We start from the raw sequence: 18,310 nt of genomic DNA, 5'->3' as shown, positions 1-18,310 counted from the left end.
TTCCGGATTGCTGTGCATCTCCCCCTCAGTGCGATTCAGGCGGACGATCGCGCCCGATAGCCTCCTCGTCGACGTGCGCCTGGGTGCCGATGCGGCCCACCTCCCTTCGCAGCGCCGCGATTTCCGCCTGCAAGGTCTTGATGTCGCGATGCATTTCACGGCGCAGCAGGCGCTCCTCCTGTTCGACGAAGATCGCCGCAATGCTCGCGAACACCAGCGACAGCAGACCGTAGCCAAGCAACACCACGAAGGCCGCGAAAACCCGCGACGCCGGCGTGGTCGGCGCCATGTCGCCGAAGCCGACCGTCGCGCTACTTTCGAACGCCAGCCAGACGCCCTCGGCATAGCTGTGCACGCTCGGCTCGAGCCAATAAAAGCCCGCGCCCGCCGACGCCAGCAGGACCGCAGCAATTGCCAACAGCAAAAGTAAGCGATTGGGCGAGAAAAACGCCCGCAGCGCCACGGCGATACGCGCCGCCACCAGTCCCACGAACAGAATGCGCAGCACCCATTCGAGCGACGACCACGTGGACACGCCCCATGCGACGCTGGCCGCCGCGCCCATTGTGATCAACAGGTCGTAACGGTTTCGCATGAGAAACCGCCTGGGATGGCGGCTCAGATGGGCCATCCAGGCGAGCGAAACGGCAAACCCGGCCGCCATACAGGCGTAGAGCGCCCGGCCCGCCGGATGCAGCAGCGGCAAATCGACGGCCAGTTCGAAGTAGAAAGCGGGAATGGCGAGCAGGCTGAATCCCAACAGCACCCACTGTAGCCAGCGCCATGCACGCACCGCCCGCGCGTTGTCATGGGGATCGACTCCGCCGAGGCCCGCAATGCGAAAACGCTCGTTCATTTCGCCACCGAATTCGAGGTTAGGACGCTGATTGGCCACGCGGACGACGCCCTGTGGTGGACCATCGTATGAACGTGCTTTCAGGTGTTCTTGATAAGGATCACAAAACAGCGAAATGCGCCGGATTTTCGCCACATGAGCAGCCGTAGCGAATGAAGCAAATCGCCCCGTGTCCGCCCCGATCAAAAGTGTTGCTGCGATCGCGGCTTGATCCAACTCAATCGGCACGCCGACACAGCGGGTATGTTGGAGCAACGTCCGCAATACGCCTCGGAGCGGTCCGACTGCATTCGGATAGTGGCGAACATGAAAAGGAGATCGACGTGCAAAACTCTGACCCGATCCACGCAGCAGCACTGCGCGCGGACGCCGACCTCGACGTCCACGACCCTGCAAGTGGCAAGTTCTACCTCGTCGGCGGCGGCATCGCTTCGTTAGCGGCAGCGGCGTTCCTGATTCGCGACGGGCATGTGCGCGGTTGCGACATCATCATTCTGGAAGCGCTCGACAAACCCGGCGGCAGCATGGACGGCGCCGGCACCGCTGAAGGCGGCTACGTCGTACGCGGCGGGCGCATGCTCGAAAGCAAGTATCTGTGTACCTATGACCTGTTCTCATCGATTCCGACGCTGGATGACAGCAAGAGCGTGACGCAGGAGATCTTCGACTGGAACGAGACAATCAGAACCTCATCGACGTCGCGGCTCGTCAGAAACGGCAAACGCGAAGACACGCCCGAATATGGGCTCGACGAAAAACATCTGCTGGCGCTGGGCCGCCTGTCGATCGAGCCCGAAGTGATGCTCGGCAATAGCCGGATTTCGGACCACTTCGATTCGTCCTTCTTCGAGACCAATTTCTGGTTGATGTGGTGCACGACCTTCGCTTTTCAACCGTGGCATAGCGCGGTCGAACTCAGGCGCTATCTGCTGCGCTTCGCCCATATGTCGGCCGGGTTTAACCAGTTGCACGGCATCATGCGTACGGTCTACAACCAGTACGACTCGATGATCCGGCCATTGCGCCGCTGGCTGGACGAGCACGGCGTTGCGTTCCGGCCGGACACCCGGGTCACGAATCTGCTGTTCGACGAAACCGGTGCGGAAAAGCGCGTGCGCGGCATTGTCTGCGAAACCGCGCATCAGCGTATTGAACTGCCGGTAGGGCCGGCAGACAAAGTCATCGTCACGCTCGGCTCCATGACAGCCGCTTCCAGCCTGGGCGCCATGGACCGCCCCGCGGCTTTGAACAGCACCGACGACACCGGCGCCTGGCACCTCTGGAAAACCATCGCCGCGGGCCGCCCCGAGTTCGGCCAACCGTCCGTCTTCGCGGATCACGTCGACGCCTCGAAGTGGCTGTCGTTCACCGTGACTTTGCGAGACCCGACGCTGTTCCGGCTGATCCGCGACCTGACCGGCAATGTGCCGGGTGAAGGTGGCCTGATTACCTTTCCGGAATCGAGCTGGCTGGCGTCGATCGTGCTGCCACATCAGCCGCATTTCATCGATCAACCCGCGGACGTGCAGGTGTTGTGGGGCTACGGTTTGCGGGTCGACGAGCCCGGCGATTTTGTCGGCAAACCCATGCTGGCCTGCACCGGCCGGGAGATCCTGACGGAGATGCTTGGTCATTTGCGGGTGGAGGCGGAGTCTTCCCGAATCCTCCAACACGCCAACTGCATCCCCTGCCTGATGCCATTCATCACGAGCCAGTTCCTGCCGCGCAGCCGTGGCGATCGGCCTGCTGTGGTGCCCGAAGGCTGGCAGAACCTCGCCTTCACCGGGCAGTTCTGCGAACTGCCCAACGACGTCGTGTTCACCGTCGAATACTCGGTGCGTTCGGCGCAGAACGCGGTGTATGCGCTGCTCGGACTCGATCTCGCGGCGCCCGAGGTCTACAAGGGCCAGCATGATCCCCGGGTCGTCTACAAGGCATTTTCGACGCTACGAGACCGCTAGTCACTGCCATGCAACGCGGCTGACGACTCGCACGGCGCAGCAGGAGGCATCGCTGCTCAGACGGCGGCACCTGCACTCGCCGCCAGTTCCACAATATCCGCCGTGATTTCATCCTGACGGACCTGGCGGTAATTCTGCGTCAGGGCTTCCAGCGTCTCTTTCACATTGGCGCGCGCGGCCAGCATGGCGCGCACGCGCGCTTCGTTTTCCGCGGCGAACGAGAGCATCAATGCCTCGCACAACTCGACATAGATATACGCTTCGACCAGTCCCGCAAGCAGGCGGTCAGAAGGCAGGGTGAGCAACGGCGGCTGACTGCGCCGCACGACCTGAAAGCGCGAAAAATCAAACGGAATCAGGCGATGCTCGACGATCTCGCTATGGGCCGCGATGCCTGGCACCGCGTGGATGACCGAGACTTCGGTGACCACCCGTTGGTCGAGACGTAGATAAAGTGCGTCGGTAATACGGCTGGCGAGTGCGGGCACATCGTCGGCATGGGAGGCGGCCGGCGAACGCCAGGAAAATGCGAGGCGACGTTCGTTTGCCGCGATCTCGCCGCGTGCGCCCACGAGCAGACACTCGCATGGCGCCGACGCGAGGCGGGACTGTACGCGCTCGAGTATCTGCTCATTGAACGAGCCGACAAAACCCTGCTCCGCGCACAGTGCGATGACGATCTGCGTGCCGCGCTCCGGCACGCGCATTGGCGCCCCGGCACCGTGCGCGAGTACGGCGCCGATCGCGGCACCGACTGTCGAAGCCGAAGAACGGATGCCGGGCAACCTCCGTTGCGCTTCGCGCGAGCGGGCTGCCGCGATACCGCGCATTGCCCCAATCACGGCGTCGAGTTGCCGGGCAGTGGCGCTGCGCGATTCGATTTCGCTGAGTTTGCCGCTCATCGCGCACTCCCTATGCCCGACGTGCCGCTAGTGGCTGGGGGCGTCAACTGCTGAACAAGTTCGCGAACCGTGGCGACCAGCGCGCGCTGTACCTCGGCGTTAAACGGGGCGGATGGCGAGCCCGCGCGTGCTTTCGCCAGTTCGGATTGCACGCGCTGGCTCTGCAGTCGCGCCGCCAGTTGCGTTCGCACCTGGGCAACGATCCCGGCCGGCGCCGCGTCGAATACGCCCTCCGACAGTGCGGTGAGCAGCGCGATCTCCTCGACGGTACGCAGAGCGCTGAAGCGCGGCTGTGCAATCAGCGCGCGGATACGTTCCCCGCGAGCGATCTTGCCGGCGACACGCGCGTCCGTCAGACCGCCGAAGCGGCTGAACATTTCCAGCTCGAGGAACTGCGCGTAATCGAGGCGCAGGCGCCCCGACACCTCGCGTAACGCCGGATGCTGCGCCTTTCCACCGACACGGCTCACGCTCAAACCCACATCGACGGCCGGCCGCTGGTTCGCGGCGAACAGTCCGGCATCCAGCACGATCTGGCCGTCCGTGATCGAAATGAGGTTCGTCGGGATATACGCGGACAGGTTGCCCATGTCGGTTTCCGCAATCGGCAGCGCAGTCAGCGAGCCGCCCCCCAGTTTTGCTGCAAGCTTCGCCGCACGCTCGAGCAGGCGGGCATGAACATAGAAGATGTCGCCAGGATAGGCCTCGCGTCCCGGCGGTTCGCGCGTCAGGAGCGCCAGCTCGCGATGCGTCGCAGCATGTTTGGTGAGATCGTCGATGACGATTAGCGCGTGCTGTCCGCGATCGCGAAAGTACTCGGCAATGGTGAAGCCCGCAAACGGTGCGATCCATTGCAGCCCGGGCGCCGATGCCGCGGCGGCGACAACGAAGATGCAGCGCTCGGGGGCACCATACTGACGCACGGATTCGATCACCCGCTGCACGGCGGTCGTGCGCTGGCCGATTGCGACATACACGCAGATCATGTCCGACTGCTTCTGATTGACGATCGCATCGATGGCCAGGGCGGTCTTGCCGGTGGCGCGATCACCGATGATCAGTTCCCGCTGCCCGCGGCCGATCGCGAACAGCGCATCGACGAGGAGCACACCGGTTTCGACCGGCTCGCTAACCAGGTCACGCTCGATGATCGCCGGCGCCGGCCGTTCGACTGCCATGCGCGTTGTCGCCACGATTGGCTCGTCACGGTCGAGCGGCCGCCCGAGCGGATCGATCACGCGCCCGAGCAACCCTTCTCCGACCGGCACCTCCAGCACGGCGCCGGTGCGTGTCACGCGCGCGCCCGCTTCGACCCCGGTCCCGTCGTCCAGCAGCACGACGCTGATCAGGTCAGCGTCCAGCGTGTGGGCAAAGCCCGTCGCGCCGCTGTCGAAATGGAGCAGTTCATTGAGGGCCGCGTCCGGCAGTCCCGAGACAAACGCAATGCCGTCACCGCACCGCTCGACCCGTCCGAGCGTCTCGGCGTATGGGGTGACAGCGGTGCGGGCCAGCGTGTTGTGCTGCGCCGCAAGCCAGGGGTCGTCGGCCATGTCAGCTGGGCACATGCTCGCTACCCAGCAGCGCCGCCCTGATCTGCGCGAGATCGGCCCCGAAGTTATTGCGCACCACGGCGTGGGCGGCCCGCAGTTCCAGCCCGGCAATCAATTGCGGATCGACCTCGACCTCAAGAGACACCGCCCGGTTCAGGCACGCTGCGAGCACCGTGCGGCAATGCTCCAGCTCCTGCGGACTCAGCGCACGCGGCGCGGCGACCGTAAGCGCCACGCCGTTTGCGCCGAGCTGCGCGCGGACCGGCTCGGGGAGTTGTGCAATGGCCTCGGCGAGACCGTCGACAAAACCGCTCACGCGCACGTTCTCCGGCAACTTCGCGAGCAGCTTTGCCGCGATGTCGACGGCGAGCTGCGTGGCCCGAACCGCGACGAGTTTGTCCTGTTCGACACGCGCGGCCTCGGCTTCGGCGTCGGCGGCCGCGCGCAGCCTGTCCGCATCGGCTTGCGCGGCAGCCAGTAAGGCGGCCTTTTCCGCCGCCGCGTCCGCGGCCACCGCTTTCATGGCGTCGCCACGCGCAGCGACAAGCTGCTGCGTCTCGCGAGCCGCTGTATCGCGCTCCAGAACCGCCGCGCGCTTCGCCGCGTCGGCGTCCGCGATCAGCGTCTGCGCCGCCTTCTGGCGCTCGGCGATGATCCCCGCGACCGGGCGGAACAGGAACCGCGCCAGCAGCCAGATCAGGACCAGGGCATTGATCGTCTGCAGCGCGAGCGTCGACCAGTCGATTCGCATGACCGCCGCCTATTTCACGAACGGGTTGGCAAACAGCAGGAGCAAGGCGATCACGAGGCAATAAATCGCCATTGTCTCGATCATGGCAAGCCCGACGAATAGCGTGCGAGACACGGTGCCGGCCGAGTCGGGCTGCCGCGCGATGGCATCCATCGCGGCTGCGACGGCGCGGCCTTCGGCAAGCGCCGGGCCGATCGCGCCGAACGATACGGCGAGCGCCGCGGCGGCGATGCTGACGATTTCAATGAGGTTATTCATGAGGCTTCGCCCTTTTTTACACTAACGGGATGATGGGTATCGCTGATCGCAGCACCGATGAACACCATCGACAGAACGGCAAAAATATAGGCTTGCACGGCGCCCGTCAGCAGGTCCAATGCCATCAGCGGAATGGGGACGAGCAGGCCGGCGAGCGAAAGAATGATGCCGATCACGAACACACCGCTCATCACGTTGCCGAACAGGCGCACCACGAGAGAAAACGTCCGCGTGATCTGTTCGACGACGTTGAGCGGAATCATGACCCAGCTCGGTTCGGCAAAAGCAGCGAAGTACCCCGCCGTGCCGCGCGTGCGAATGCCGTAGAAGATCGTCGCACCCAGCACGATCAGGGCGAGCGCGGCATCCGTCTCGAGATGCGCGGTGGGCGGTGTCACACCCGGCACCAGGGCGGACCAGTTGGCGATCAGCACAAAGAGGAACAGTGTGCCGATCAAAGCGCGATAGGTGGCGGGACCGGTTTGCATGGTGTCGCGGATCTGCTGATCGATCGTCTCGACCAGCAGCTCCAGCACGGTTTGCACCTTGCCCGGCGTGAGCGACAGGTTGCGGGTCAGCCAGGCGGACACCGCGGTCATCAGGATGATGATTGCCCAGGTCGCGATCACGGGCTCAGTGATCGAGAGCGGACCGAGATGCAGGAGCGGCGCCGTGGCCAGCGGCGAAGCGGTCATGGCCGGCCTCCATGGCGTCGCATTACGATGGCGCGTGCGAGCAGAAAGCCGGCCATGCCGGCAAGCAGCGCAAATGCGCCGACGTGCGCGAGCAGGAACAGCAGCGCACCGGTGAGCGCGAAGCGGGCAAGCTGTAACGCCAGCGCCGCGGCCGCGCGGCCCTCGGCGAAGAGCGGCCAGTTCCAGCGCAGCGACATGAAGTGCCACGCGCCGGACAACGTGCCGAGCGTCAGTCCCATGGACAACTGTGCGATCAACGGTAGCGGACTAGTCATCGCGCCCCCGTTGCTGACGATGCATCCATTTCCATGCCGACCAGAAACCGATCGCGGCGCCGATCATCAGCAGCGGTGCCGAGAAGAACACGCGCGTGCCGAAGGTCCGGTCCAGCCAGTGTCCGATCGCGAGCCCCATCAGCGTCGGCAGGACAATGGCCCACCCTAGGATGCCAATCTGGCCGAGCCTGCTACCCAGCGACGGCTCCGGTTCAGCGCGTCCGCGCGAATCGAGCTCGGCGGCCTGGCGAGCCGCGCCGGCCATCCTGTCGTCAGGCGGTTTGCGCTCATCGATCTGATGTGGATTCATCGTGGGTGAGCTCGCATACCGGGTCCATCGCCACCGTCGGCGCCCGGGCGCGGCCGTAGATAGCGCAACATCTGACGCACGGCGCGAGCATGCAGTTGCAATTGCTCGACACGGGCACGCCGCGCCGCGTCGTCCTCGTCGGCATGACGGCTGCGGACCCCCGCTTCCAGATTTTCCAGCGAATCGCCGGAGATTGCTTCGCGGCAGGCGATCGATATCTGAACGCCGCGCGATACCAACAATACGCCGCCATCGACCGCGCAATAACGCGTCGTACCGTCCGCGCAGGTCCAGCGGACCACCGACGGCGTCAGCAGCGTCACGAAATCGGCATGTCCGGCGCGGATGCCGAACGAGCCGCTTGCGTCTTCCGCGCGCAGGGACACGATCTCGACAGCGTCGAACCATACCCGCAGCGGCGTCGCCACAGTCAGGATCAACGGCGCGGCGCTCATTGCACTGGCTCCACGCCGTGCGCCGCCACGTCCTGCGAGGCGGCAGCCTCTTCCTTGCGACGGCCTTCGTCGAGCGTGCCGATCATGTAGAGCGAGCTTTCCTGCCATGTATCGCACTCGCCGGCGAGAATCGCCTTGCAGCCGGCGATCGTGTCGGCGACTGCCACGGAACGGCCTGCTTCGCCCGTGAAGGCTTCGGTCACGGCAAACGGCTGGGTCAGGAAACGCTGCAGGCGCCGCGCACGCCCTACGAGGGCGCGGTCTTCGGCGCCTAGTTCCTCGATACCGAGCAAGGAGATCACGTCCTGCAGTTCGCGGTAGTGCTCGATGATCCGGCGCACCTCGGTCGCGACCGCCGCATGTTCCTCGCCGACCACGAGCGGATCGAGCAGGATCGACGACGACGCGATCGGATCGATGGCGGGATACATGCCTTCGGCGGCCATTGAACGGGACAGCACGACCATGCTGTCGATATGCGCGGCGATCGCGGTCACGGCGGGGTCAGTGAAATCGTCGGCGGGCACGTACACGGCCTCGATTGCCGTGACCGATACGTCGCCGACCGACACAATGCGCTCCTGCAGACTGGCGACTTCGCTCGCCAGTGTCGGCTGGTAGCCGACTCGCGAAGGCATGCGCCCCAGCAGGCCCGACACCTCGGCGCCCGCCTGCACGAAGCGAAACACGTTATCCATCAGCAGCAGTACGTTTTGCCGGCGTTCGTCGCGGAAATACTCGGCGATCGTCAATGCCGTAAACGGCACGCGCCAGCGTGCGCCAGGCGGTTCGTTCATCTGGCCGTACACCAGCACCGTGCGCGCCAGCACGCCCGACGTGCGCATGTCGAGCAGCATCTCGTGCCCTTCGCGCGAGCGTTCGCCAACGCCTGCGAACACCGAAATCCCCTGATAGCGCTCGACCATCGCATGGATCAATTCCATGACCAGCACGGTCTTGCCGACGCCCGCACCGCCGAACATCGCCGCCTTGCCGCCTTGGGCGAGCGGCGCAAGCAGGTCGATCACCTTGATGCCGGTCGAAAACAGCGTAGTGGCGCCGGTCTGCGCGGCGAGCGGGGGCGCTGCACGATGAATCGGACGGCGCTCGATCTGCGCGGGAAGCGCCGCGCCGTCGTCGCGGGTCGCGCCCGTGACGTCGAGCAGCCTGCCGAGCACCGCCTCGCCGACCCGCGCCTCAATGGGACCGCCACAGGGTCGCACGCGCGCGCCGCGCCGCAATCCCGCCGTCGATTGCAGCGCCAGCGCTCGCACCGTTGTTTCGCTCAGATGGGCTTGAACTTCGGCGAGAACCGGCGCGAGATCGTCCGGCAGGATGAGGAGCGCGTCGTCGATGGCCGGAAGCTGATCACCCGCAAACCTGACGTCGACGACTGCACCCCGCACAGCGACAACGCAGCCGTCGCTTACGGCGGGCTGTCTCGCTGGCGACGGTGCTGTTGAATGAGTCGGCATATCGAGGATTCCTTGCGGCCGCTTTTTAGATAGTCCCACGATACCGCCGCGATCGACCGATAAAGTGACTTCCATCAAACGTATGAGAAATGACGCCTCGCGATTCCTGACATCCTTCCCGGTGCATGCCACGAGCATAGGTGGGGTTGGGCGCGTTCTCATGATCCATGTCAAGCGATGACTTCGAGCGCCGTTAGCACGCCGCGACGTGTAGGAAATTCCCGACAAGAGCGCAGGACACCCTACGCAAGGCTCAGCGCCACCTCATTTCTATCTGCCATGCGCTGACCCATACTGAATTTCAGGACAGCAGCAATCAAAAGTTCTCGCGACGCCCTCGATAAGCGCGCCGCGGTTGACCTGTAAGGAGAGCGGCCATGCCGAACGATACTTTTTGCGTCCGGGATGCTGATCACGCTGGACGGGCAAATCGGCCGGGAGAAATACCAAAGAATCGCGGGCTCGCTGCACGCCTTCAAACGCTTCGCTGAAGCGCTCTGTAACAACTTCGGCCAACGCGCGGCGATGTGACGGGCGTGCGGCTCATCCGCCAAGAATGCGCCGATTGTGTTTTCGCAGGCTGAAAACCGCATGCACACGATCAAGGCGGTACTCGTGGCGACACTCGCTTAAGGAACTATCATGCGCATTCTGATCGCACTGGGCCGCAGCGCGCTGCTTCGGCGCGGCGAGCCGATGACGATGTCCCACCAGATCGCCAATATCCGCCGTGCCGCACAGCAGATCGCGCGGCTTGCCGACGGCAATCAGCTGGTCATCGCGCATGGCAACGGCCCTCAGGTCGGTCTGCTGGCATTGCAGGCCGCCGCCGCGGGTGCAACTGGTGCGGCGCCGCTGGATGTGCTCGACGCCGAGTCGGAAGGCATGATCGGCTATCTGCTCGAGCAGGAACTGGCCAACGCATTGCCGCCGCACCGCCAGGTGGCGACGTTGCTGACGCGCGTCGAGGTCGACGCAGACGACCCCGCCTTCATTCACCCCACCAAGCCAATCGGTCCCGTTTACACAGAGGCGCAGGCCGAACGTCTGGTGATCAGCACCAGCTGGACCGTCGCTCGGGACGGCGCCGGTTTCCGGCGCGTCGTCGCGTCGCCGAAACCGCGACGCATCGCGGCGCTTCAGCCCATTCAATGCTTGCTCGACCACGATACCGTGATCATCGCGGCCGGCGGCGGCGGAATTCCGGTCACAGTCTCAGCGGACGGCCGGACTCGCTGCGGTGTGGAGGCTGTGATCGACAAGGACCTGTGCAGCGCGCTGCTTGCGGCCGACGTCGGCGCCGATCTGCTGCTGATCGCGACCGATGTCGATGCGGTTTATGCCGACTGGCACACGCCCTGCGAATGTGTATTGCGCGAGGTGTCGGTGGCGGGACTCCGGTCGATGTCTTTCCCGGCCGGTTCAATGGGACCGAAGGTCGAGGCGGCGTGCGAGTTCGTCTCGCGCACCGGCCGGCAGTCATCGGCTCGATCGATCGCATCGAAGCGATGGCGAGCGGCACGGCAGGCACGCGTGTCGTGTGCGTGTAAACCAGGATCTGCCGGATCGCCGTCGGCGCACCCAGATGAAGTGTTGCGCACGCTATTAAGCCGTTGATCTGAATCAACAACGGTGACTACCCGGCTCCCAGACTCACATCACGCGTTCATGCGCCACTCACCCACTTCTGGAGCGTTGCAATGACCTACAAGACCATCGTCGTTCACCTGGATACGAGTCAGCGCGCGCACCCCAGGCTCGAACTCGCGCTGCGGCTCGCCAAGCAGTTCGACGCCCATCTGACCGGCGTGTTTGCCGTGTTCACGCCCGATCCGCGCTCGCTCTACGTGATGGCCGGAACCGCCGAATACTACGTTACGCATGAACAGCTGCGCGAGGAACACCGCGGCGCGCTCGAACGGCTCTTTCATGCGGAACTGAGCCGAGCCGAGGTGGCCGGCGAGTGGATCACCGCCGACGCCCCGGCCAGCCTCGCCGTGCCGCATCGCGGCCGGTGCGCCGATCTGATCATCGCCAGCCAGGACGATCCTGGCGATCCGGAATCGTACGTCGGCGATTTTTTTCCTGAAAACCTGATCATGTCCGCAGGCCGGCCGGTGTTGCTGGTGCCGTACGCCAGCAGCGTCACGTCGCCCGGTGCGCATGTGATGGTCGGTTGGGACGGCAGCCGCGAAGCCACCCGTGCGGTACACGACGCGCTGCCATTCATGCGCGCGGCGAAGACCACCACGGTCGTCACCATCAACGGCGCGCGTGACGAGCCGCGCTCGCGCATTCCTGGCGCGGATATCGCGACGCTCATCGCGCGGCACGGCGTCAACGTCGAGGTCAAAGACATCGACGTCGCCAACGACGCGTCGATCGGCGACGCGCTGTTGTCGCAGGCATCCGCGATCGGTGCGGATCTGCTCGTGATGGGTGCTTACGGGCATGCCCGCTGGCAGGAACTGGTGATGGGCGGAGCGACCCGCACGATCCTCAAATCGATGACCGTGCCGGTACTGATGTCGCATTGATGAACCGGGACCTTGAGTCCCTCAAGCCAGCTCCATCCAGGAGAGTTCACCATGTATCAACAGATTCTGGTTGCCGTCGACGGCAGTGAAACGTCCGCGCACGCCCTTGAAGCAGCATTGCAGCTCGCGCGCGATGCCGGCGCAAAGCTACAACCTCTTTTTGTCGTAGATGTCCCGTTGATGTCGTATGACGCACCCGGATACGATCCGTCCTACTTGCGCACAGCACTGCTCGAGGAAGGCGCGCATGTGATCGACGGCGCAGTCGCGAGCATGAAGCGGGCCGGCGTGCAAGGCACGCCGCGCATCGCCGAAACCGACCTGGCGGGCGACGACATCGCCCATTGCATACTGCACGCAGCAAGCGATTCTAAGGCCGACCTGGTGGTAATGGGCACGCACGGGCGGCGGGGCTTCCAGCGGCTAATGCTCGGCAGTGTCGCCGAACGTTTTCTGCGCATCGCGCAGTGCGCGGTGCTAATGATCCCGGCGCACAGCGCCAAACCTGTGACAAGCAACGCACAGGCAGCCGAACCGATCAGGGAACCGTCATGAACTGCAAAACCCTGCTGGTGCATCTCGACGACAGCACCCATAGCGCTGCACGGACCGAATTCGCACTTGAACTGGCCAGCCGGCACGACGCGCATCTGATCGGACTGTACGTGGTTTGTCAGGATCTGGCGCAACCGATGTTTCTTCACGGCGAACGCGCACTGATCGCGACTCGCGAAACGCAACACGATGCCAATCTCAAAGGCGCGCAAGCACGCTTCCTGGCGGCGGGCGAACGAGCCGGGCGCAGCGTGGAATGGCGGGCGCCGGAAGGGCCTGCGATAGAAGCAGCGATCCTGCACGCACGTCATGCCGACCTCCTCATCCTCGGTCAGGATGATCCGGACGACCCTTCGTCCTATATCGCGCGCCACTTTATCGAGGACGTGCTGATGGCCTCTGGCCGCCCCGCCATCGTGCTGCCCTATGCCGGGACGATCCGTTCGTTCGCCGAAAACGTACTGATCGCGTGGGACGGTGGCCGCGAGAGCGCCCGGGCGATGGCCGATGCCTTGCCGCTGATCAAGCGCGCGAAATTCGTCACCGTGATAACCCTGCAGCGTCACCCGGGTAGCGAAGCGCCAGCCGGCATCGACGTCGCCGCCTGGCTTGACCGGCACGGCATACAGGCGGGATTTGCGGCCGCGCCCAAGGTGGCCGGCGTCCCCACGGGCGCGCTGCTGCTGAACACGCTGGCCGATCGTCATATCGATCTGCTGGTGATGGGTGCGTATGGGCATGCGCGCGTGCAGGAACGGCTGCTCGGCGGCGTCACCCGGACCCTGCTTCAGTCGATGACCGTGCCGGCGCTGATGTCGCACTGATCTGACCATTCAGGAATTGCGCGGTATAGCCCCTCGCGCAACTTTAAGCGCTTGATAAGGATCAAGCGCCAGCGGCTCACTGTCCGTCAACATTCGTGCGCGGCGCGGCTTCCACGGTGAGTTGGCTGCATACTGGCACGATCCGTGCAAACCGCGCACAATAGGCAGCGCACGCGTTGTTCCGGCTGGCTGCAATTAACGAAAATCACGGTGATGTTTGCCGATCCGCGCCTGCGCCATCAGCCAGCGTGGCGGATTGCCCACCATCCAATGAGGCGCACATGCCCTTTCGCGGTAAGACGCCCTTCACTAAAAAATTGCCTTTGCCCATGCGGGTTGCCCCGCCCGAACGGCGTCCCGTGCTTGTCGCGGCAGTCACATTTGCTGTCGTTCTTATGGCTGCGCTCGCTGCGTGGCGCTGGGTCGGCGAGCAGTCATTGCGCGCCGCCAACAGCCGCTTTGATCAGAATACTGTGCATATCACCGCTGCTCTGCAGCGCGAGTTCACCACGGGCGAATCGTTGCTGCGCGGCGCGCGCGGCTTGCTCTCCGTCGCACCGGCGCCCGATGCCGACGCCTGGCGCCGATATGTCGCACAACTCGATCTGGATGAAACATCGTCTGTGGTGCGCGCGCTTGGCTACGCGGATGTTGACGCCGCCGGTATTGCCCGCCTGACGGGCGGCACCGGTAACGTGGCCGGACCAGCCGCCGCGCCGCAACCGATCGTGCCGGTTACCCAGATGGCGCCGGTCACCATCGATGCAATGCCAGCCGGCTACGACCTGGCTAGCGCTCCCGCGAGCCGTACGGCGTTGCTGCACGCCATCGATACAGGGGCAAGCGCGCTCGACGCGGACGCCGCGCCGTTCGGCGATACCGACTCGAACCCTCATCCTCGTCTTTACCTCTATTTTCCGGTGTATTCGGACGCCGGATTGCCGTCGACTTCACAAGCGCGCCGCGCGGGCATCAAGCGGCTGCTGGTAGCGGCGCTGGACACCAGCCGTGTATTCGATAACGCCCTCGCCCGGCAACGGCGCATTGATCTGCAGGTATTCAGTGGAACGCCTGCCACGCTGCTTTATTCGTCCGCCGCGGCCGACGACGACCTGGCGGAGACGACGCCTGTCATCCGTAGATCCGATACCTTGCGCGTCGGTGGTGTGCCCATCACGCTGTCCTACACGACGAGCAGCCGCTATCTGCGAGCCGAGGACGAATTTGCAGAAACCACGGTGCTGATCGCCGGCGTTGCGGCAGCATGCCTGTTCAGCGCCATGGCCTTCCTGATTACCCACGAACGCGGCGGCGGGTCCGCCGCAGCAAGCGAGGCGCGCAGCCGGTCGAGCGTGAACGAGGCACGCATGATGGGCATCATCCGGTCATCGATGGAGGCGATTATCACGGTCGACGAACGACAGAACATCGTTATCTTCAATCCAATGGCTGAAGAGGTTTTTGGATGCTCCGCGATGGAAGCGATTGGCGCGTCGCTCTCACGCTTCATCCCCGAGCGCTTTCGTGCGGGACACGAGCGGCATGTCGAACAGTTCGGCGTGACGGGCGTTTCGGACCGGCAGATGGGCAGGCAGCGCGTACTGTTCGGCTTACGGAGCAACGGCGAAGAGTTTCCTATCGAAGCGTCGATCTCCCAGATCCGCGACGGCGATGGCAAGCTGTACACGGTCATGCTGCGCGACATCACCGAGCGGGTCAAAGCGGAAAATGCGCAGCGGCAATCGCGCGAGGAACTACGCGAACTCTCTGCCAATCTGCAGAAAGTTCGCGAGGAAGAAAAAACCCGCATCGCACGCGAGTTGCACGACGACCTTGGGCAGCAATTGACCGCCCTCAAGATGGACATCTCTTCGGTCGAACAGGCGCTTGAAACCACGGCTGAACCACGCCTGCTGCAGCAACTGCGTGGGATGCGCCGGCTGATCGATGCGACGGTCGCCTCGGTGCGCCGGATCGCTGCCGATCTGCGCCCGGTCATGCTTGACGATCTCGGTCTGGTTCCAGCCATCGAATGGCTCGCCAATGACTTTACAAACCGCTACGGCATCGATGTGGAGCGCCGAATCGAAGTCGGCGATACCAGCTTTACGCCGACGGGCGCAACGACGCTATTTCGTATCGTGCAGGAAGCGCTAACCAATGTCGCCCGGCATGCGGAAGCGACACTCGTCACGCTGACGGTGCGCGTCGAAGGGGGCGTTTGCGTGTTGCAGATCGCGGACAACGGTCATGGCGCGAACCGCTCGCCCACCTCCGGCGAGAAATCGTTTGGCCTGCTCGGTATCCGCGAGCGTGCACACATGCTGGGCGGCACCGTCGAAATTCATACTTCCAATGACAAGGGCTTTGCGCTGACCGTTACCTTTCCGATACTGGCGGTGCAACAGCAGGAGATGCAAACATGATTCGAGTGCTAATCGCAGACGATCACACGTTGGTGCGTGATGGCCTGCGGCATATCCTGCAAGGCGCAAGCGGCTTCGAGGTGGTCGGCGAAGCCAATGACGGCGTCAGCACGATTGCGCTGGCCCGCTCGAACGCTGCAGACGTGCTCGTGCTGGATCTGTCGATGCCGGGACGAAACGGCGTCGAGCTGATCAAACAGATCAAGGAGGAAAAGCCGGCGCTGCGGATTCTCGTGCTCACCATGCATGCGGAGCAGCAATACGCGGTACGCGCTTTCAAAGCGGGCGCATCAGGGTATCTAACCAAGGAAAGCGCCAGTGCCGAACTGGTCGCCGCGGTCAGCAAGGTCGCATCCGGGGGCGTCTACGTGAGTCTCGCGATGGCCGAACGTTTTGCACAGAGCCTGAACGAGCCCGCCGACACGTTACCCCATCAGCGCCTGTCCGACCGTGAGTTCGATGTATTCCGCCGTATCGCCGCAGGTCAGACCCTCACCGAAATCGCCACGGAGTTGTGTGTCAGCAGCAAAACGGTGAGCACCTATAAAACACGTATCCTCGAAAAAATGCAGATGCCGCACGAAGCCGCACTGGTGCGTTACGCGCTGCGCCATAAGCTGCTCGGGGAAGACGACGAAATCTAGTTCCGGGGCGGTGCACGGGCCGCACAGCCAGATCGAATCGTCACATCAATTCGCCGGTCGCGCGACGACCTCCACCCTCGCATTCGCCGCGTGTAGGAAATTCCCTACACGCCTTCGCGCTCGCCTACCCGAAGTTCGTTCGCCGCCGATTTTATTTTGAGACAGCGCGGCCGATACTTCGAGCCATGAACTCCAGCCCGTCCCTGCAAGCACTGCGCGTTTTCCTCGTTGAAGACACGATCCCGATCAGACAACGGATGGCGGCGCGATTAGGCGCAATCGATGGTGTCGAGATCGTCGGCGAGGCTGAGGAAGCAGGCGCCGCGCTCACCGGCATCGACACCACCAGAGCCGACGTCGTGGTCCTGGATTTGCGCCTGACTGTCGGCACCGGTATCGAACTGCTGGTGAGTCTCGCGAAGAGCATGTCGCCGGCGATCACGATCGTGCTGACGAATCACTCAAGTATGTGGTTCAGGCAGGCATGCGTCGCGGCTGGCGCGCACTACTTCTTCGACAAGACCAGCGAGTTCGATCTTGCATGCGACACGATCACGCGGATTGCCCACGCGCATTGCGCGCGTGGCCTCAATTACACAGGAGCACATCATGTCTGACGTCGCCGAATATTCTGAAATCATGCCGCTGCAGCGTGTCCCACTGCCGGCCTCAGGCCATTCCGCGCTCGCGCCGTCAGTACCGGCCCGCCCCGCCCCGCGCTGCTCGAGCTGCTCGCTGCGCGCGATTTGCATGCCACAAGGCTTGACGCCGGCCGAACTGGAGCGCATGGAGTCGCTGATGTGCGTTTCCCGCACGATCAAAGCCGGTGAATCGCTATACCGCGCCAACGATTCGTTCCAGAGCATCTATGCGATCCGCGCCGGCTCGTTCAAGACCGTCGTCATGCATCGCGACGGCCGCGAACAGGTTACCGGCTTTCATCTGCCCGGCGATTCGCTCGGTCTCGACGGCGTCTGCTCAGGGCGGCACAGCTGCGACGCGATCGCCATCGAGGACAGCAACGTCTGCATCATCCCGTTTCATCTGCTCGAAGTCATGTGCCGCGAGGTGAAGGTGGTGCAGCAGCACGTCCATCGTCTGATGGGCGGCGAGATCGTTCGCGAGGCGACACTCATGATGCTGCTCGGTACGATGTCCGCCGACCAGCGGCTCGCCGCCTTCCTGTTGAACCTGTCAGGAAGGCTCAAGACACGCGGCTACTCGCCGGCCACGTTCAATTTACGCATGACACGCGAGGAGATCGGTAGCTACCTCGGGATGAAACTCGAAACCGTCAGCCGCATGTTTTCGAAGTTCCAGAAAGATGGTTTGGTCGATACGCATGGCAAGCAGATCAGGATTCTCGACCTCGAAGGTCTCGCGCGCGTGTAGATGAGTCAATCGCGCGGGCGGCACCGACCCTACACTGAACTCAGAACCTGTCATGGAGTGTGTCTCGTGAATGCCCCGCACCTGCCCTATCTCACTGCAAGCACACTTGCGCTGTTGCTCGCAGCAAGCGGCGCAGCGCTTGCCCAGTCCGAGCCGACGGCACTCGTCGATCAACAGCATTGCATGTTCTGCCACACCCGGGACGTGCCTTTTCTCGCACCATCGTTCCAGCAGATTGCGAACCGTTATCGCGACGTGTCAAACGCCGGCGTGATGCTCGAGCACAAGCTGCGACTCGGCGGCAAGGCGCACTGGGGCGACATGGCCATGCCGCTGCCCGCGGATCGCGGCGGCCCGTTGACACCGGAAGATGCTCACACGTTGGTCCAGTGGGTGTTGAGTCAATAGCCACCCAGTTGGTTTGCACATGTTTGTGAAATGTAC

At 63.8% G+C, this 18,310-nt stretch carries 20 protein-coding genes and 2 pseudogenes; 12 read left to right on the top strand and 10 right to left on the bottom strand.

Annotation, left to right across the window (positions count from 1 at the left end):
* Positions 1-25: 25 nt before the first annotated feature.
* Positions 26-856, bottom strand: coding sequence for a potassium channel family protein (locus GNZ12_RS14280; RefSeq protein ID WP_172310923.1), 831 nt, complete (start codon positions 854-856; stop codon positions 26-28).
* Positions 857-1,179: 323 nt separating this feature from the next.
* Here GNZ12_RS14280 and GNZ12_RS14275 point away from each other — a divergent pair, with 323 nt between their 5' ends.
* On the top strand, positions 1,180-2,817 hold the full coding sequence (locus GNZ12_RS14275) for an oleate hydratase (protein ID WP_407947700.1): 1,638 nt from the start codon (positions 1,180-1,182) through the stop codon (positions 2,815-2,817).
* Between the two features lie 56 nt (positions 2,818-2,873).
* Here the strand turns inward: GNZ12_RS14275 and GNZ12_RS14270 are convergent, their stop codons facing one another.
* From GNZ12_RS14270 to atpD, 9 genes are read right to left on the bottom strand one after another with little or no spacing between them, the layout of a single operon-like run.
* A complete protein-coding gene (locus tag GNZ12_RS14270) occupies positions 2,874-3,719 on the bottom strand; it encodes a F0F1 ATP synthase subunit gamma (protein ID WP_172310921.1) in 846 nt (281 codons plus the stop codon).
* Positions 3,716-5,269 (bottom strand): F0F1 ATP synthase subunit alpha, encoded by a 1,554-nt coding sequence (locus GNZ12_RS14265; protein WP_172310920.1) that lies wholly within the window; start codon positions 5,267-5,269, stop codon positions 3,716-3,718. Before GNZ12_RS14265 ends, GNZ12_RS14270 begins: the two co-directional genes overlap by 4 nt.
* Position 5,270: 1 nt before the next feature.
* On the bottom strand, positions 5,271-6,020 hold the full coding sequence (locus GNZ12_RS14260) for a F0F1 ATP synthase subunit delta (protein WP_172310919.1): 750 nt from the start codon (positions 6,018-6,020) through the stop codon (positions 5,271-5,273).
* Between the two features lie 9 nt (positions 6,021-6,029).
* The gene (locus GNZ12_RS14255; RefSeq protein WP_012427417.1) at positions 6,030-6,278 is read right to left on the bottom strand and encodes a F0F1 ATP synthase subunit C; all 249 of its coding nucleotides are present in this window, start codon (positions 6,276-6,278) and stop codon (positions 6,030-6,032) included.
* On the bottom strand, positions 6,275-6,973 hold the full coding sequence (locus GNZ12_RS14250) for a F0F1 ATP synthase subunit A (protein WP_172310918.1): 699 nt from the start codon (positions 6,971-6,973) through the stop codon (positions 6,275-6,277). Before GNZ12_RS14250 ends, GNZ12_RS14255 begins: the two co-directional genes overlap by 4 nt.
* Positions 6,970-7,248 (bottom strand): N-ATPase subunit AtpR, encoded by a 279-nt coding sequence (locus tag GNZ12_RS14245; protein ID WP_172310917.1) that lies wholly within the window; start codon positions 7,246-7,248, stop codon positions 6,970-6,972. Before GNZ12_RS14245 ends, GNZ12_RS14250 begins: the two co-directional genes overlap by 4 nt.
* Positions 7,241-7,558, bottom strand: a complete 318-nt coding sequence (locus tag GNZ12_RS14240) for an AtpZ/AtpI family protein (protein ID WP_063496131.1) — start codon at positions 7,556-7,558, stop codon at positions 7,241-7,243. The genes GNZ12_RS14245 and GNZ12_RS14240 overlap by 8 nt, the downstream gene beginning before the upstream one ends.
* Positions 7,555-8,013: a F0F1 ATP synthase subunit epsilon gene (locus tag GNZ12_RS14235; RefSeq protein ID WP_172310916.1), complete on the bottom strand. Its 459-nt coding sequence runs from the start codon at positions 8,011-8,013 to the stop codon at positions 7,555-7,557. Before GNZ12_RS14235 ends, GNZ12_RS14240 begins: the two co-directional genes overlap by 4 nt.
* Positions 8,010-9,488 carry a F0F1 ATP synthase subunit beta gene (gene atpD, locus GNZ12_RS14230; protein WP_172310915.1) on the bottom strand — a complete coding sequence of 493 codons (1,479 nt, stop codon included), beginning with the start codon at positions 9,486-9,488 and terminating at the stop codon, positions 8,010-8,012. The genes GNZ12_RS14235 and atpD overlap by 4 nt, the downstream gene beginning before the upstream one ends.
* A gap of 405 nt (positions 9,489-9,893) precedes the next feature.
* Between atpD and GNZ12_RS45025 the strand changes: the two genes are divergently transcribed.
* The 11 genes and pseudogenes from GNZ12_RS45025 to GNZ12_RS14180 all read left to right on the top strand — a co-directional run bounded on the left by GNZ12_RS45025 (position 9,894) and on the right by GNZ12_RS14180 (position 18,274).
* On the top strand, positions 9,894-10,019 hold the full coding sequence (locus tag GNZ12_RS45025; protein WP_268959031.1) for a hypothetical protein: 126 nt from the start codon (positions 9,894-9,896) through the stop codon (positions 10,017-10,019).
* A 24-nt stretch (positions 10,020-10,043) separates the two neighbouring features.
* Positions 10,044-10,121, top strand: a pseudogene (locus GNZ12_RS45280) (ornithine carbamoyltransferase); the annotation flags it as partial.
* Positions 10,122-10,130: 9 nt separating this feature from the next.
* Positions 10,131-11,038: pseudogene (arcC, locus tag GNZ12_RS14220) on the top strand (carbamate kinase).
* A gap of 150 nt (positions 11,039-11,188) precedes the next feature.
* Entirely contained in the window at positions 11,189-12,025 is an 837-nt protein-coding gene (locus GNZ12_RS14215) for a universal stress protein (protein WP_172310914.1), read from the top strand.
* Positions 12,026-12,076: 51 nt separating this feature from the next.
* The gene (locus GNZ12_RS14210) at positions 12,077-12,580 is read left to right on the top strand and encodes a universal stress protein (protein ID WP_172310913.1); all 504 of its coding nucleotides are present in this window, start codon (positions 12,077-12,079) and stop codon (positions 12,578-12,580) included.
* Positions 12,577-13,404 carry a universal stress protein gene (locus tag GNZ12_RS14205; RefSeq protein ID WP_172310912.1) on the top strand — a complete coding sequence of 276 codons (828 nt, stop codon included), beginning with the start codon at positions 12,577-12,579 and terminating at the stop codon, positions 13,402-13,404. The genes GNZ12_RS14210 and GNZ12_RS14205 overlap by 4 nt, the downstream gene beginning before the upstream one ends.
* Positions 13,405-13,799: 395 nt before the next feature.
* Positions 13,800-15,830: a sensor histidine kinase gene (locus tag GNZ12_RS14200; protein ID WP_235993726.1), complete on the top strand. Its 2,031-nt coding sequence runs from the start codon at positions 13,800-13,802 to the stop codon at positions 15,828-15,830.
* A complete protein-coding gene (locus tag GNZ12_RS14195) occupies positions 15,827-16,474 on the top strand; it encodes a response regulator (protein ID WP_172310911.1) in 648 nt (215 codons plus the stop codon). The genes GNZ12_RS14200 and GNZ12_RS14195 overlap by 4 nt, the downstream gene beginning before the upstream one ends.
* 185 nt (positions 16,475-16,659) lie before the next feature.
* Complete coding sequence (locus tag GNZ12_RS14190; protein ID WP_172310910.1) at positions 16,660-17,091, top strand: response regulator; 432 nt, start codon at positions 16,660-16,662, stop codon at positions 17,089-17,091.
* On the top strand, positions 17,084-17,866 hold the full coding sequence (locus GNZ12_RS14185) for a helix-turn-helix domain-containing protein (protein ID WP_172310909.1): 783 nt from the start codon (positions 17,084-17,086) through the stop codon (positions 17,864-17,866). The genes GNZ12_RS14190 and GNZ12_RS14185 overlap by 8 nt, the downstream gene beginning before the upstream one ends.
* Before the next feature lie 114 nt (positions 17,867-17,980).
* Complete coding sequence (locus GNZ12_RS14180; RefSeq protein WP_407947703.1) at positions 17,981-18,274, top strand: c-type cytochrome; 294 nt, start codon at positions 17,981-17,983, stop codon at positions 18,272-18,274.
* Positions 18,275-18,310: the final 36 nt, after the last annotated feature.

Source organism: Paraburkholderia solitsugae, assembly GCF_013177695.1.
In the GTDB taxonomy this organism is placed as follows: domain Bacteria; phylum Pseudomonadota; class Gammaproteobacteria; order Burkholderiales; family Burkholderiaceae; genus Paraburkholderia; species Paraburkholderia solitsugae.
Note: the sequence above shows the minus strand (reverse complement) of the source record. Positions and strands in the feature narration are given on the sequence as shown.